This window comes from Enterobacter cloacae complex sp. I3 (assembly GCF_014896175.1).
Classification (GTDB): domain Bacteria; phylum Pseudomonadota; class Gammaproteobacteria; order Enterobacterales; family Enterobacteriaceae; genus Enterobacter; species Enterobacter bugandensis.
In genome coordinates this window covers 176921-192380 of record NZ_JADBQZ010000006.1, presented here as the reverse complement: position 1 = coordinate 192380, position 15460 = coordinate 176921, and the positions used below count along the sequence as shown (strand labels likewise).

Below are 15460 nucleotides of genomic sequence, written 5' to 3'. Positions count from 1 at the left end.
CCTACCCCTCACCCCGGCCCTCTCCCCTGAGGGGAGAGGGTGAAAGGCGGCACCGGACAGTTCCCTCTCCCCTCAGGAGAGAGGGTTAGGGTGAGGGGGGGTGTTTTGTTATTTGCTGTCAGACTTGTATTCGTACTCGTAATAGCCGTAATCCTGGTACCCGGTCGCGCGGCGGAAGATGGAGTTCAGGATGACCCCTTTCACCTCAATGCCGTTCTGCTCGAAACGGCTCAGGCTGGTTTCCACTTCCTTCAGGGTGTTCACCGCATAGCGTGCCACCATCAGCGTGGTACCCGCATGACGGCCAACCACGGCGGCATCGGTCACGGCCAGAATTGGCGGCGTATCGATCAGCACCAGGTCATAGTTTTTGCTTGCCCACTCAATCAGCTGGGTGAAGCGTTCGCTCATCAGCAGTTCAGACGGGTTCGGCGGCACCTGACCACGCGGGATCAGGTCGAATCTCGGAATCGAGGTCGGCTTGGCGCTCTGGCTAATCTCTCCCTGACCCAGCAGGATTTCCGACAGACCGTTCACGTTGTTGGTGCCCAGCAGTTCGTGGGTATAACCCTTACGCATATCGCAGTCGATCAGCAGCACGCGCTTGTTGGTCTGGCTCACCACGGCCGCCAGGTTGGCACAGACAAAGGTCTTACCGATTGACGGGCTGACGCCGGTTAACATCAGGACGTTGTTTTTAGCCTGCATCATGGCGAAGTGCAGACTGGTACGCAGGCTGCGGATCGCTTCAATCGCCAGGTCGGTTGGGTTACCCACGGCCAGCAGCTGGCTCTGTTTGTAACGCTTAACGCCCTTGATGGTCTTGACGCTGTCACGGGATTTTTGCCACTCAGACAGCGGAATGCTGGCATAGACGTTGATACCACTCTCTTCCAGCACCTGCGGGCTTTCGATGCCGCGGTTGAACAGCGAGCGCAGCAGGACGCCAACGATTGAGAGCATCAGGCCAAGAATGATGCTGCCGAAAATAATCAGCGCTTTCTTCGGCTTCAGTACGCCAGGCTGGGTAATGGCCGGGTCGACGATGCGCACGTCGCCCACGGTGCTGGCCTCGGTGATTTTCAGCTCCTGCTGTTTGTTCAGCAGCTGCATGTAAACCTGCTGTCCGGACTCCACGTCGCGGGTCAGACGCACGATCTCCTGCTGCGTTTTCGGCATCGCGGTCACGCGGTCGTTCAGCTTCGCCTTCTCCTCTTCGAGAGTGCGGCGCTTCTCCAGCAGCGTGCGGTAGGCCGGGTGGCGTTTGGTGTAAAGCTTGGAAATCTCTGCCTCTTTGAAGGTCAGCTCGTTGAGCTGCGCATCAATATTCACCATCGAGTCGAGAACCGATTTCGCCTCCAGCGGCAGGTCGACGGAGTCTTTATCCTGACGGTAGGCGTTCAGCTTGTTCTCGGCATCATCCAGACGGGCACGCACTTCCGGGAGCTGTTTAGCGAGGAACGCCAGGCTTTTCGCCGCTTCCGCCGACTTGCGCTCGACGTTCTGCTCAAGGTAGTTGCGGGTAATGCTGTTCAGGATGTCGCGAATTTGATCCTTATCTTCACCGGTAAAGGTCATGCTCAGCACGCCGGTGTCCTTACCGTTTTCCGTGACGGTCAGGTTGTTCTGCAGATTGTTGATCATCCCCAGCGTGGAGAATTTGGTGACGGTGAATTCACCGCCCTCCTGGGCGTGGATCGCGCTAACCATCATGCTAACGCCGTCTTTGTTCAGCATCTGCCCCACTTCGCCGCGTGCGCTAAAGCCCGCATCGCTGGTCAGCTGATACTGTTTCGGGCCCAGCACCGTCAGGGTAAAGGTTTGATCCCCCGCTCCTTTCGGCAGCACAAAGTCAGTGACCTTTACGGTGTCATTGCTGCGCCCCATCAGACGGTCCCAGCCGGCACCGAAGATCGGGAACGTATTTTTGGTGACGGAGATGTCGAGTCCGAGGTCGTGAACCGTTTTACCCAGCACCAGACGCGACTGGATCAGCTGAATTTCAGCGTCGGATGCTGGCGGTTTGTTCGCCAGCGCGGAGCCGATATCCTGCACCAGCGAGTTGCCGGTATTCTGCTCGATCTGCACCAGCGCGTCGGCGCTGTAGATTGGTGTGGCGAACAGCGTATACACGACGGCCGCTGCGGCAAACACGGCAGTAATGCCAAGCACCCACCACTTTGCCTCGATAACCGTGCCGACCAGGCGACCAATATCAATTTCATCACTGCCCGAAGTCGGGGCGGCAGAAGGTCTTGTTTTTTCTGTCATTGTTATCCCTGCTGAGCTTTCAGTGCCTGCGCCCACTGTTGGGCAGACTGGTCAAGTAAGGTGTAAACCGCCTCGAAGGCTTCATGGCTCTTGCGATACGGATCGGGGATTTCGCGTTCGTTGTCCCAGTGACCAAACAGCATCACCTTGCCGCGCATCTCCGGAGCGATATCGCACAGCGCATGAATATGGCGTTTTTCCATTGCCAGAATCAGGTCATACTCCCGGCACATGCGGCCGGTGACCTGGCGGGCGATATGCCCGTCAAGAGAGAGGTTGTGATCGCGGGCCACGCTCGTGGCGCGCTCGTCGGCACCTTTGCCCACCAGCGCGCCCAGCCCTGCGGACTCGACCGTTAACTCGGGCTGGTACTGTTTCAACAGCCGTTCAGCCGTGGGGGAACGGCAAATGTTCCCCACGCATACCACCAGAATTTTGTTAAACATCGCGGATTACCAGGTATGAATGTCGCGCGCCGTATCCGTCATGTAGCGAACGCCACTGATGGTTGGCAGCAACTGGTTGATCAGACGGTTCCAGCGGGCAACCGGCGCGGTGGTGACGTAAACCACATCGTATGGCTGGAGACGGAACTCCGTCGCCATCACCAGAGACGTCGCATCGGACATATCCAGCTGGTAGATGTTGGCAATCTTGCCCTTCGCACTGCCTTCACCCTTCAGCGGACGGATGACGAAGATACCGGTCGCGTTAGAGGTGGTCAGATCGATACCTTCAGCATTGCCCAGCGCTTCGGTCAGGGTCATGCCGCTGAAGTCCATTTTGAGGGTGCTCTGTTTCTTCACTTCACCCATCACGAAGACTTTCAGATCGTCGTTGCGCGGTACGTAGAGAATATCGCCCGGATACAGCAGGCGGTTCTGGGTCAGGTCGCCGTTTTGCATCAGCGCCTGCAGCGAAATGCGCTGCTCTTTGCCGTTGTGGGTCAGCACCACGTTGCGCCAGTCGGCGCCGTCGGTTAAGCCGCCCGCGGCGTTAATGGCGTCCAGAACGGTGAGCGGAACGTTGGTGATGGCCTGCTGGCCGGATTTGTTCACCTGACCGGAGATATAGGCTTTTTGCGAACGGAATGCGGCGATATTAACGTCCACCTGCGGGTCGGCGATGTACTGCGCTAAGCGGCCGGTAATATCACTACGGATCTCGGCAAGCGTTTTCCCGGCGACATGTACTTTCCCAATGTACGGATAGAACATGGTGCCATCTGACTGTACCCAGTTCCCGGTGTCGCTTGAGCTGCGGTACTGGCCCGCTGGCGTGGTCAGTTCAGGGTGGTCCCAGACGGTCACGTTGATCACGTCGCCCGGCCCCACGCGATACTGATAGGAGGCAATTTCCTGGTCCAGAGACATATTCGGCTGGGCAACATTCGGACGTGGACGTAATTGTTCGACCAGACGTGGCGTTAGTGGATAAACATTCACCATTTTGTCGAGATCAAAATCGGCATCCTGTTGCTTGATCACATCCTTACCCATTGTTGACATATTGCTGCCGGGAAAGACCGTGCAACCACTCATCAAGGTCACAGACACCAATAATGGCATCAATTTCATTTTGGATTTCATCATTGATTATTTATCACTTTGGCAGAGTAATTATCCTGTGCAATTTAAATAAGCTTGAGACGTATTGGGTTTCAGCATGCAGTTAATCAAATAGAAATATAACTGGCATCAGTCCTAAAAAAAGCTTATTCATCCATTGGCTATTGACAGAATAATCGAGGCTGATTCACACGCTTTCAGGCACGCTACCGCCCTTGGCTTTCAGTTACCAATCCACTGACTAAACAATGTGTTATGGATAGACACCCTCTTGAGTAAGGTCTTCTGGAAATATATCAGCCGCTTGAAATACACAACGGATAATGAATGACCATTCCGAAGACCAAAACAATAATAGCAACAACAAGATTTAACATTTGATGCTGGGAGAATTGTTGCAGCTAACCTAATAGCAGGCAAGGAGACAACTGTCCTAATATCTGTTTTTAAGATTAATATTAAGAGCAAAGTTTTGACCTTTTAGGATTTTCTTTATATTGACAAAAAGAGAATAAAAACCATTATCTGCGATATATCCTAAAAAGCACTCAAAATAATAAAATATACGTATTTTGCTTATTTACACTCATCTGAGACTGCTCTCTTTTTTACGCATCGTATTAAGAGAAATCTCAGCCCGACATTGCATTTTCTCCCAGCTTTATCCATGATCGAAGTGTGACATTCGTCATATAACAGAAGGTATTGCTATTACTATGGAATGGATTGCCGATCCATCAATCTGGGCCGGGCTGGTGACGCTGGTCGTCATCGAATTAGTGCTCGGTATTGATAATCTGGTGTTTATCGCCATCCTCGCTGAAAAACTGCCCCCTTCCCAGCGCGACCGCGCGCGCGTGACGGGTCTGCTGCTGGCGATGGTGATGCGTTTACTGCTGCTGGCCTCTATCTCCTGGATGGTCACGCTCACTCAGCCTCTGTTCTCCGTTCGCGGCCTGAGCTTTAGCGCGCGCGACCTGATCATGCTCTTCGGCGGGCTGTTCCTGCTGTTCAAAGCCACGGTGGAGCTTAACGAGCGGCTCGAAGGCAAGGACAGCGAGAACCCGACCCAGCGACGCGGGGCGAGATTCTGGCCGGTGGTGGCGCAAATTGTGGTGCTCGATGCAGTCTTCTCCCTGGATTCGGTGATTACCGCCGTCGGGATGGTGGACCATCTCGCCGTCATGATGGCCGCGGTAATTATCGCCATCACGCTGATGGTGATGGCGAGCAAAGCACTGACCCGCTTTGTGAACAGCCACCCGACAATCGTGATCCTCTGTCTCAGCTTCCTGCTGATGATTGGCTTCAGCCTGGTTGCAGACGGTTTCGGCTTCCACATTCCGAAAGGCTACCTGTACGCCGCCATTGGCTTCTCCGTCATGATTGAAGCGCTCAACCAGCTGGCGATATTTAACCGCCGCCGGTTTCTCTCCGCGAATCAGACCCTGCGCCAGCGCACGGCCGACACCGTGATGCGCCTGTTGAGCGGCAGGAAAGAGGATGCCGAGCTGGACGCCGAATCCTCTGCCCTGCTGGCCGATCACAGCGACGGGCAAATCTTTAACCCGCAGGAGCGGCTGATGATCGAGCGCGTGCTTAACCTGAATCAGCGCACGGTCAGCAGCATCATGACCTCCCGGCATGACATTGAGCATATTGACCTCACGGCACCGGAAGAGCAGATCCGCGCCCTGCTGGATAAAAACCAGCACACCCGCGTGGTGGTCACCGGCGGTGAAGAGGAAGAGGAGCTGCTAGGGGTGGTACACGTGATTGACCTGCTCCAGCAGCAGCTGCACGGCGAGCCGCTCAACCTGCGCGCGCTGGTACGCCAGCCGCTGGTCTTCCCGGAAGCGCTTCCGCTGCTCTCCGCGCTGGAGCAGTTCCGCAACGCGCGCACCCACTTCGCGTTTGTGGTGGATGAATTTGGTTCGGTGGAAGGGCTGGTCACGCTCAGCGACGTAATGGAAACCATCGCCGGTAATCTGCCAAACGAGGTGGATGAGATTGATGCCCGCCACGACATTCAGAAAAACGCTGACGGCTCGTGGACGGCCAACGGCCACATGCCGCTGGAAGACCTTGTGCAGTACGTGCCGCTACCGCTGGATGAAAAACGGGAATACCACACCATTGCCGGTCTGCTGATGGAGTATTTGCAGCGCATCCCGCAGCCGGGAGAAGAGGTTCAGGTGGGCGACTATCTGCTTAAAACCCTGCAGATTGAAAACCATCGCGTGCAGAAAGTGCAGCTTATTCCACTGCGGGATGAGGAAGAGCTGGATTTTGAGGTCTAGGTAAACCAAAACGGCAACCCCGTTGCCGTTTTAGTGTTTGCTCCCTCTCCCGTGGGAGAGGGTCTGGGTGAGGGCATCAGGCCGCACCGCCGTCAAAGCTTATCCAGAAGCTTCTTCACATCCTTGCCGTTCTGGGAATCTTTATTACGATCCGCCCAGCTGTTGAGCCGGCGCTTCGCTTCATCCTGCAGATGCTTACGCAGGATCTGATCTACCTGAAGGCTGTAGTTCAGCGCCTGCCATTTGCCGTATACGCTAAGCGGAACCGGCGTCTCTTTGAGGAAGTCAATCAGCTTGCTTTCGCCCTGCCAGCCAGAAAGCACCCGGACGTTAAAGCGCGTGTCCGCCGTCTCTTTGACGAGATCCAGCGAGCCTTCTCCGGTTAACGACAGCATAGATGAAGTTCCCTGCATCCCGGCCAGCGTCAGCACCCCGTTATCCAGCGTCAGGTCAGTGGTGAAGCTGTCGAGGCGAGTTGCGCTGTCGTAGTTTTCCTGGGCTTTAACATCGCTGCTGCGCTCCACCGCCTGCTGAACCAGCTGCTGGAAGTTGAGCCCTTCCATTCGCGAATCTTTCAGGTCAACATGCGCCTCGCCCTGCCACTCACGGCGGAAGGCGTTGGCATCAATTTTGGTGCCTGAGAAATCGCCCGCCAGCGTCAGCTGACCCGTCAGGGATATCGGATAGTTAAAGGCTTTGAGGATGCTGCCAATCTCAACGTTGTCGAGACGCGGCTGGAATTCAGCGCTGGCAACGTCCTTACGCACGTCCAGCGTACCCGGAAGTGACAGGTGACCCGCCCCCATTTTGCCGCTCAGTTCTGAAATTACCAGCAACCCGTTGTGGTTGAACATCTGGCCGCTCACGTCGGTAAAATCAATACCGCGCCAGCGCACGCTGTTGGCTTTCAGCAGAATATCCGCCGTGAAGCCGCGCAGCACGTTATAGTCAGGCTGTTCAAGGTTGGATGAGATAACCGGACGCGACACCGGTGACTGGCTTTGCCCCGTCTGCACGGCATCGCTGTCCGTTGCGCTTGCCGGCACCGGTGGCAGGATGTTCTCCAGGTTGAGCTTGTCAAACTGCAGGTTCAGCACCCACTTCGGCTTATCGTCGAGCGTGACGCTCGCCTGCCCTTTCAGGCTGCTGTCGTTGGCCTGCAGGTTAAGGTTATCCAGCGCCAGCTGTTTTTGCTCTTCGCGCCATACGGCCTGCAGCGTCCCCTGCCCGGCGATCCCCTGGGTCGGGAGATCCGCTCCCGTCAGCTGCCAGCTAAGCTGCTGGATGTCGGCCGTCAGCTGATGCGGGTAGTCCGACGCATTCACGTTTGCATTCAACGAGAGGGACAGATCGCGCTGGTCGCGGTTTATCCGTCCGCTAAATTCCAGCGACGCAAGATGGTGTTCATCCTGTTCCATCTGCAGGTTGATGTTGCGAACGGTGACCTGCTCCTGATCCTCATGCTGGAACACCAGCACGCTATCGGCCACTTTCAGTTTGCCTATATCAAAGGACCAGCCCGTATCGGACGGTTCATCCGGTAAGGTATTCTCGCGCGGCGCAACCGGCGCATTCGCGTCGCGCACGGCTTCGGTCTGCGGGGTAAGCTGAATGACCGCGCCCTTCAGCATCACCTGATTAACCTGCAGCTGATGGGAGATGAGCGGGATCAGCGCCACATCGAGACGCATGTTGTCCGCAGAGACCAGCGGCTGTGCCGCGCCCGGCGCGGTTAACGACATGCGGCCAGAGAGAATGCTGAGCTGCGGCCAGACGTGCCAGCGCAGCGGCCCGTCAAGCTTCAGTTGGTAACCACTGCGTGCCTCGACCTGCCGCACCATGTAAGCGCGGAAATCATTCGGGTTAACCAGCAGAACCAACGCCGAAAGGCCAGCAACCAGCACTACCAGCAAAATCATCAGCGTTGTCAGAACTCTTCTCATGGCATCCTCAATGGACTAACGATCAGTCTTTATCAATACGGCTGGCAACCGCACCCTGCTGGTCGCGGTATTTTGCGTCCTGGCGGCGGTTATAAGGCCTGTCTGCCGGGCCTGTGAGCGGTTCAAAGCTTAACGCACCGATCATCATTCCGGGGCGCAGCGCCAGCGGCAGTTTACCGGCGTTGAAGAACTCCAGCACGATACGGCCGGACCAGCCTGGGTCGATACGGTGCGCGGTCACGTGAACCATCAGCCCCAGGCGGGCCAGAGAAGAACGGCCATCAAGCCAGCCGACGAGATCCGCAGGCAGGGTCACGGATTCATACGTCACCGCCAGCGCCAGTTCACCCGGGTGCAGATAGAAAGCTTCACCTTCGTCAATGATGATTTCATCACTCATGACGCGATCGAGCGCGGCGCTGACTTCATCCTTCGGCCCGCTGAGGTCGATGAACGGCGCAGTATGGCCGCTAAAGGTGCGGAATTTATTCCCCAACCGTACATCAACGGTCACCCCATTGATGCGCTCCACGGGGGGACGTGGGGTAATAGACAAGCGGCCTTCATCCAGCCAGGCTTCAATATCACGATCGCAAAGACGCATGGTACTTTCTCCTTTCATGCATCGTACCCTGAGCCGTTGAACGCTCAGGGTAAAACCAGGTTATCTCTGAACGGTACACAATTCGCGCGGCTTATTCAAAAAACTGGCTGATTTTCGCTTTTAAGATATCAATAGCAATGCGGTTTTTGCCCCCGCGAGGCACGATGATATCGGCGTATTGTTTGGATGGTTCAATAAACTGCAGGAACATCGGACGGACCGTTTTCTGGTATTGCGCCATGACGGAGTCCATCGAACGGCCGCGCTCGTTAACGTCACGCTTGATGCGGCGCATCAGGCAGATATCCAGCGGGGTATCGACGAAGATGGAGAAGTTCATGGATTCACGCAGGCGGGCATCGGTCAGGAGCAGGATGCCTTCAAGGATAATGACCTTCTTCGGCTCGATGCGGATCGTTTCCTGGGTACGGGTGTGTTCTACGTAACTGTAAACGGGCAGTTCGATCGCCTGGCCGCTCTTAAGCGCTTCTAAATGCTGGAACAGTAAACTGTGATCCATCGCATTCGGGTGGTCGTAGTTGGTTTTTACACGTTCTTCCATCGACAGATGGGATTGATCTTTGTAGTAGCTGTCTTCGGGAATGACGCCGATATGCTCATCACCTACCTGTTCACGCAGTTCGCGATAAAGCGTACTGGCAATTAGACTTTTACCTGAAGCCGATGCGCCGGCGATGCCTATAATGACGCACTGATGAGACTTATCAGTCATAAATTTAGCGACCTGAATAACCTGGATGTTAAGGAAGGACGACGCCGGAGCGTCAAACGCGGCAATTATAGGGATTTCGCGGGCGTGATACCAGTCGAATGCGCAGGTTCTGCGAGACAGGCTGAAAAGTGGCGCATTGATCCCTGAGAGAAATTTTAATGACCGTTTTTTCAGCGTTTAACAGGAATTTTTTAGCGAGTAACTATTTAATAAGTCTATGATGTCAAATTATGAGCAGTCGCCATATGAATTGTAAATTGTTTGTACTAGCATAAACCAAATTATCAAATTCACTCGTGCGTACTTCTCTCCTGACGGCATGGCGTCTCTGGATAAAGCGGTAATGAATAAACAATACCAGCGGGTTTTGGTTACCACCCCACATCCTTTATTACGACTTGTCTGTCTGGGCCTGGTCACCTTTATCTTTACCTTATTTTCGCTGGAGCTTACCCGCTTCGGTACCCTGCTGGCGCCGCTCTGGTTTCCTACCGCCATTATGATGGTGGCGTTTTACCGCCATGCAGGAAAAATGTGGCCCGGGATAGCCCTGGCCTGTTCATTTGGCAATATTCTGGCCTCGTGGATGCTGTTCTCCTGGGCGTCGATAACCCCCACCTACACCGCAATAAACGTTATTGAGGCCCTCATCGGTGCCGTGTTACTGCGCAAGCTGCTTCCGTGGTACAACCCGCTGCAAAATTTAAACGACTGGATCCGCCTGGCAATAGGCAGCGCGCTGGTGCCGCCGCTGGTGGGCGGTATTCTGATGACGCTTCTGATCCCCGGCCCTGAGCCGCTGCGTAATTTCATCGTCTGGGTGCTATCTGAATCCATTGGCGCGCTGGCGCTGGTGCCGCTGGGGCTGCTGTTTAAATCCCATTACCTGCTCCGCCACCGTGACCCGAGATTGCTGCTGGAAACCCTGGTTACCATGGCCGTAACGCTGGCCCTCAGTTGGGCATCTATCACCTGGCTGCCGTGGCCCTTTACCTGCGTGATTGTCCTGCTGATGTGGAGCGCCGTACGCTTGCCGCGGATGGAAGCGTTCATGGTGTTTCTGGTTACCGTAATGGTCGTTTCACTGATGATTGCCCATAACCCTTCGGCGCTGACCACCCAACATGCCGGGCCGATGATGAACGCGCCGTGGCTGCCGTTCCTGATGCTCCTCCTCCCCGCTAACGTGATGACCATGGTGATGTATGCCTTCCGTGCCGAACGCAAACACATCACCGAGAGCGAAGAGCGCTTTCGTAATGCAATGGAGTATTCCGCCATCGGTATGGCGTTAGTCAGCATGGAGGGCCAGTGGCTTCAGGCCAACAAGGCGCTGTGCAATTTCCTCGGTTACAGCCAGACCGAGCTACAGTCGCTCACCTTCCAGCAGCTCACCTGGCCGGAAGATTTGCATACCGACCTGGAACAGCTGGAGCAGCTGGTCAACGGCGAGATCAACACCTACACCCTTGAAAAGCGCTATTACACGCGCAACGGAGAGGTCGTCTGGGCGCTTCTGGCCGTCTCCGTCGTGCGCCATGCCGATGGCTCGCCGCTCTATTTCATCGCCCAGATTGAAGACATTAACGATCTGAAGCAGACCGAGTGGGTCAATAAACGGCTGATGGAGCGCATTACGCTGGCCAACGAAGCGGGCGGCATCGGCATCTGGGAGTGGGATCTGGAGCCAGACATCATCAGCTGGGATAAGCGGATGTTTGAGCTGTATGAAATTCCGCCGCACATCAAGCCCACCTGGCAGCTCTGGCACGAAAGAATATTGCCGGAGGATCGCGCCCATGCGGAGCAGGTGCTGCGGGATTCACTGGTTTCTCGTCTGCCGTTTAAGCTTGAATTCCGTATCCGCGTGAAGGAAGGCGTGCGCCATATACGATCCCTGGCCAACCGGGTGCTGAATAAAGAGGGTGAAGTCGAACGTTTGCTCGGCATCAATATGGACATGACCGAGGTGAAGGAGCTTAACGAAGCGCTGTTTCAGGAAAAAGAGCGTCTGCACATCACGCTCGACTCCATCGGCGAAGCGGTGCTCTGTACCGATATCGACATGAACGTCACCTTTATGAACCCGGTCGCCGAGAAGATGAGCGGCTGGCTGCAGACCGAGGCCATCGGCCAGCCGATCCTGAAGGTGTTACACATCACCTTTGGGGAACGGGGCCAGCTGATGGAGAATATTCACAGCGGCGATATGTCACGCTCCGATATCGACCAGGATGTAGTGCTGAACTGCCGCACCGGCGGATCGTTTGATATCCACTACAGCATTACGCCACTCAGTACCCTTGATGGGCACAGTATTGGCTCGGTGATCGTTATTCAGGACGTCACCGAGTCGCGCAAAATGCTGCGTCAGCTAAGCTACAGCGCGTCGCACGATGCCCTCACCCACCTGGCAAATCGGGTCAGCTTCGAAAACCATCTCAAACGGCTTCTGCAAACCGTTCGCGAGACGCGTCAGCGTCATGCGCTGGTCTTTATCGATCTGGACCGCTTCAAAGCCGTCAATGATAGCGCAGGCCATGCGGCGGGAGATGCCCTGCTGCGGGAACTCTCTTCCATGATGCTAACCATGCTTCGCTCCAGCGACGTGCTGGCGCGCCTGGGCGGCGACGAGTTTGGGCTGCTGCTGCCGGACTGCAATATTGAGAGCGCGCGCTATATCACCGGGCGTTTGATCCATACCATCAATGACTATCACTTTATGTGGGAAGGTCGCCTGCACCGGATTGGCGCCAGCGCAGGGATCACGCTGATTGATGAGCATAATAACCAGGCGTCAGAAGTGATGTCGCAGGCGGATATTGCCTGTTATGCCTCGAAAAACAGCGGTCGCGGCATCGTGACGGTGTACGAACCGCAGCAGGAGCGGGATCGGAGCGCGCGCAGCATGATGTCGCTGGACGAACAGTGGCATATGATCAAAGACAATCATCTGATGATGATAGCCCGCAGCGTCGCCTCCCCGCGCATACCGGAAAGCTGTAACTTCTGGCTGATTTCGCTACGCCTGTGGACCAGCCAGGGTGAAGTCCAGGAGGAGCACGCCTTCCGTTCTGGTCTGGCGGAGCCCGAACTGCTGCACGCCCTCGACAGACGTATCTTTGGTGAGTTTTTCCGCACCTCTGCCGCACAGGTCGCCCGTAAAGGGATGGGGGTAGCACTGCCGCTTTCTGCCGCCGGTTTAGCCAGCGTAACGCTGGTCGATGAACTCCTCGACCTGCTCGATAACAGCCCCATGCCGGGCCGTCTGCTGCATCTGGTTATCGCGAGCGACGTGGTGTGTAATCCGGATGAGAACCTGCAGCGAGGGCTGCAAAAGCTTCGCCAGGCGGGCTGCCGGGTGATCTTCAGCCAGATAGGGCGCGACATGAACGTCTTCAGCCACCTGAGCCCGAACATGGCCGATTATCTGATGCTCGACGCCGAGGTGGTGAGCAACGTGTATGGTAATCTGATGGATGAGATGATGGTGACCATCGTTCAGGGCCACGCCCAGCGTCTGGGGATGAAAACCATCGCAGGCCCCTGCAACCAGCCCATCATGATGGATACGCTTTCCGGCATCGGCATTGATTTTATCTATGGCGACACCATCGCCGAGCCGCAGCCGCTGGATCTACTGCTCAACACCAGTTATTTCGCCATCAACTGACGGCGTCCAGCCGTCGGTATACCAGATGTGCAGCAGCGCGTAGGAGCGCCACGGCTGCCAGCGCTCGGCGTAACGACGGATCTGCGCGGGGGTCATCCCGGCGAAGCGTTGCTTAATCAGATAATCATCCGGCAGGAACACATCTTTCGCCTGCCAGCCTCTCAGGGCCAGGTAATTTGCCGTCCAGCGCCCGATGCCCGGCCGCTGCTGTAGCGCCTTCATGCTCGCCTCAACGTCCTCGGGCGGCGTCAACGGAAACGTCCCGTCAACAACCGACTGCGCCAGATGAATCAGCGCCTCCGCGCGTTTTACCGGCATCCCGAGCGCCTTGAGCGCCAGCGGATCGGCAGCGGCCAGCGCTTGCGGGGAGGGAAAGCAGACATAACCCGGAGCATCCTTCACCGGCTCACCGCACAGGGCGACAACGCGGAAAGCCAGTTTCGCCGCCATAGCCACGCTGACCAACTGCCCGAGAATGGCCCGTACGCCCTGCTCGTACGCATCCATCGCCCCCGGCAGACGCAAGCCGGGGCGGGCAGCGCCGAGATCCCCCAGCGTATCCGCGATGTGCTGCGGGTTACAGGCGAGATCGAACAGGCGCCCGATGCGTTCAAGACACGTCTGCGCAACCGGAACCAACCCCGGGCTGAGCGTCACAATCAGCGTATGGGTAGCGATATCCGGCGTCACGCGAAATATCCCCTGATGGCCGTCGCAGGCAAAGCTGCGCTCGTAGTAGTCGCTCGTGACGGTTTCAATGCCCGTCACCGCACGCGCGCCGAGAAAGCCAAACATCCACTGCCAGTCGTAAGGGGGTTGCCACGTCAGGGTATACATCGCTGCTCCTTTTTTATTTTTATCAGCATAAACGGAAAGACCTTGTTTTGCCTTGCTTTCATATTCCTGTTGTCGCGATGCAGACATTTCGTTAAAGTCTCGCCCCTTCTCACCGGCATGGGGATTAATCGTGTTTATTGGATTTGACTACGGTACGGCAAACTGCTCGGTTGCGATCATGCAAAACGGTCAACCGCAGCTCCTGAATATGGAAAAAGAGAGCACGCTGCTGCCGTCAATGCTCTGCGCGCCGACGCGCGAAGCGGTGAGCGAGTGGCTGTTCCGCCACCATCAGGTTCCGGCTACCGCGGCGGAGACCCAGGCGCTGCTGCGTCGGGCGGTCAGCTTTAACCGCGAGGAAGACATCGACGTTACCCCTTCCAGCGTGCAGTTTGGCCTCTCCTCGCTCGGGCACTACATTGAAGACCCGGAAGAGGTCTACTTCGTTAAATCGCCAAAGTCCTTCCTCGGCGCGAGCGGCCTGAAGCCGCAGCAGGTGGCGATGTTTGAAGATCTGGTGTGCGCCATGATGCTGCATATCCGCAATCAGGCGCAGTCGCAGGTGCCGGATACTATCACCCAGGCGGTGATTGGCCGCCCGATCAACTTCCAGGGGCTGGGCGGTGACGAAGCCAACCAGCAGGCGCAGGGGATCCTTGAACGTGCGGCGCACCGGGCGGGATTCCGCGACGTGGTGTTTCAGTACGAGCCGGTTGCGGCGGGGCTGGATTTTGAAGCCACGCTGACGGAAGAGAAGCGCGTGCTGGTCGTCGACATCGGGGGCGGTACAACGGACTGCTCGCTGCTGCTGATGGGACCGCAGTGGCATCACCGTCGTGACCGCGAAAACAGCCTGCTCGGGCACAGCGGCTGCCGCGTAGGCGGTAACGATCTGGATATCGCCCTGGCCTTTAAGAGCCTGATGCCGCTGCTGGGCATGGGCGGGCAAACGGAAAAAGGCATCGCCCTGCCGATCCTGCCGTGGTGGAACGCGATTGCCATCAACGACGTTCCGGCGCAGAGTGATTTTTACAGCACCGCGAACGGGCGCTTCCTCAACGATCTGGTGCGCGACGCGCAGGATGCCGAGAAGGTCGCCCTGCTGTATAAAGTGTGGCGTCAGCGCCTGAGCTACCGCGTGGTGCGAACTGCGGAGGAGTGCAAAATCGCCCTTTCCGACCGTCCTGAACAGGCGGTCTCCTTGCCGTTTATCAGCGAGGAGCTGGCCACGGCGATTTCACAGGAGGGGCTGGAAACGGCGCTTGCTCAGCCGCTGCAGCGCATTCTGGAGCAGGTCCAGCTGGCGCTGGAGAACGGCAAAGAGAAGCCGGATGTGATCTACCTGACCGGCGGTAGCGCCCGTTCACCGCTGATCAAGAAAGCGCTGGCGGAACAACTGCCGGGCATTCCGATTGCCGGTGGGGATGACTTTGGCTCCGTTACCGCAGGGCTGGCGCGCTGGGCGCAGGTGATGTTTAGCTAGTGCGGTTGTGCCGGGTGGCGGCTTCGCCTTACCCGGCTAAAACGATCG

10 protein-coding genes are annotated in these 15460 nt (G+C 56.7%); 3 read left to right on the top strand and 7 right to left on the bottom strand.

Going from position 1 to position 15460, the window contains the following annotated elements:
* Window positions 1-108: 108 nt before the first annotated feature.
* Genes wzc through IM271_RS06480 form a run of 3 tightly spaced genes read right to left on the bottom strand, consistent with a single transcriptional unit; the run spans window position 109 to window position 3863 of the window.
* Window positions 109-2271: a tyrosine-protein kinase Wzc gene (gene wzc, locus IM271_RS06490; RefSeq protein ID WP_193052347.1), complete on the bottom strand. Its 2163-nt coding sequence runs from the start codon at window positions 2269-2271 to the stop codon at window positions 109-111.
* Window positions 2272-2273: 2 nt separating this feature from the next.
* Window positions 2274-2717, bottom strand: coding sequence for a low molecular weight protein-tyrosine-phosphatase Wzb (gene wzb / locus IM271_RS06485; protein ID WP_045629833.1), 444 nt, complete (start codon window positions 2715-2717; stop codon window positions 2274-2276).
* Window positions 2718-2723: 6 nt separating this feature from the next.
* A complete protein-coding gene (locus tag IM271_RS06480) occupies window positions 2724-3863 on the bottom strand; it encodes a polysaccharide export protein (RefSeq protein WP_014170829.1) in 1140 nt (379 codons plus the stop codon).
* Window positions 3864-4555: 692 nt separating this feature from the next.
* Between IM271_RS06480 and IM271_RS06475 the strand changes: the two genes are divergently transcribed.
* Complete coding sequence (locus tag IM271_RS06475) at window positions 4556-6139, top strand: TerC family protein (protein WP_047363153.1); 1584 nt, start codon at window positions 4556-4558, stop codon at window positions 6137-6139.
* Window positions 6140-6231: 92 nt separating this feature from the next.
* Here IM271_RS06475 and asmA read toward each other — a convergent pair whose 3' ends face one another.
* From asmA to udk, 3 genes are all read right to left on the bottom strand, one after another.
* Window positions 6232-8082 carry an outer membrane assembly protein AsmA gene (gene asmA / locus IM271_RS06470; protein ID WP_049137366.1) on the bottom strand — a complete coding sequence of 617 codons (1851 nt, stop codon included), beginning with the start codon at window positions 8080-8082 and terminating at the stop codon, window positions 6232-6234.
* 22 nt (window positions 8083-8104) lie between these two features.
* Window positions 8105-8686: a dCTP deaminase gene (gene dcd / locus IM271_RS06465; protein WP_028013805.1), complete on the bottom strand. Its 582-nt coding sequence runs from the start codon at window positions 8684-8686 to the stop codon at window positions 8105-8107.
* Window positions 8687-8777: 91 nt separating this feature from the next.
* A complete protein-coding gene (udk, locus tag IM271_RS06460) occupies window positions 8778-9419 on the bottom strand; it encodes a uridine kinase (protein ID WP_008500855.1) in 642 nt (213 codons plus the stop codon).
* Window positions 9420-9762: 343 nt separating this feature from the next.
* Between udk and IM271_RS06455 the strand changes: the two genes are divergently transcribed.
* Window positions 9763-13092, top strand: a complete 3330-nt coding sequence (locus IM271_RS06455; RefSeq protein WP_192971308.1) for a diguanylate cyclase — start codon at window positions 9763-9765, stop codon at window positions 13090-13092.
* Here the strand turns inward: IM271_RS06455 and alkA are convergent.
* Window positions 13057-13929 (bottom strand): DNA-3-methyladenine glycosylase 2, encoded by an 873-nt coding sequence (gene alkA / locus IM271_RS06450; RefSeq protein ID WP_193052346.1) that lies wholly within the window; start codon window positions 13927-13929, stop codon window positions 13057-13059. The two genes, IM271_RS06455 and alkA, sit on opposite strands and share 36 nt — an antisense overlap.
* A 130-nt stretch (window positions 13930-14059) precedes the next feature.
* Between alkA and yegD the strand changes: the two genes are divergently transcribed.
* The gene (gene yegD / locus IM271_RS06445; protein ID WP_193052345.1) at window positions 14060-15412 is read left to right on the top strand and encodes a molecular chaperone; all 1353 of its coding nucleotides are present in this window, start codon (window positions 14060-14062) and stop codon (window positions 15410-15412) included.
* Window positions 15413-15460: the final 48 nt, after the last annotated feature.

Coding starts and splice junctions, on each gene's coding strand:
- wzc (WP_193052347.1), bottom strand. CDS start 2,271: ATGACAGAAAAAACAAGACCTTCTGCCGCCCCGACTTCGGGCAGTGAT.
- IM271_RS06455 (WP_192971308.1), top strand. CDS start 9,763: ATGAATAAACAATACCAGCGGGTTTTGGTTACCACCCCACATCCTTTA.
- IM271_RS06475 (WP_047363153.1), top strand. CDS start 4,556: ATGGAATGGATTGCCGATCCATCAATCTGGGCCGGGCTGGTGACGCTG.
- alkA (WP_193052346.1), bottom strand. CDS start 13,929: ATGTATACCCTGACGTGGCAACCCCCTTACGACTGGCAGTGGATGTTT.
- asmA (WP_049137366.1), bottom strand. CDS start 8,082: ATGAGAAGAGTTCTGACAACGCTGATGATTTTGCTGGTAGTGCTGGTT.
- udk (WP_008500855.1), bottom strand. CDS start 9,419: ATGACTGATAAGTCTCATCAGTGCGTCATTATAGGCATCGCCGGCGCA.
- IM271_RS06480 (WP_014170829.1), bottom strand. CDS start 3,863: ATGATGAAATCCAAAATGAAATTGATGCCATTATTGGTGTCTGTGACC.
- wzb (WP_045629833.1), bottom strand. CDS start 2,717: ATGTTTAACAAAATTCTGGTGGTATGCGTGGGGAACATTTGCCGTTCC.
- dcd (WP_028013805.1), bottom strand. CDS start 8,686: ATGCGTCTTTGCGATCGTGATATTGAAGCCTGGCTGGATGAAGGCCGC.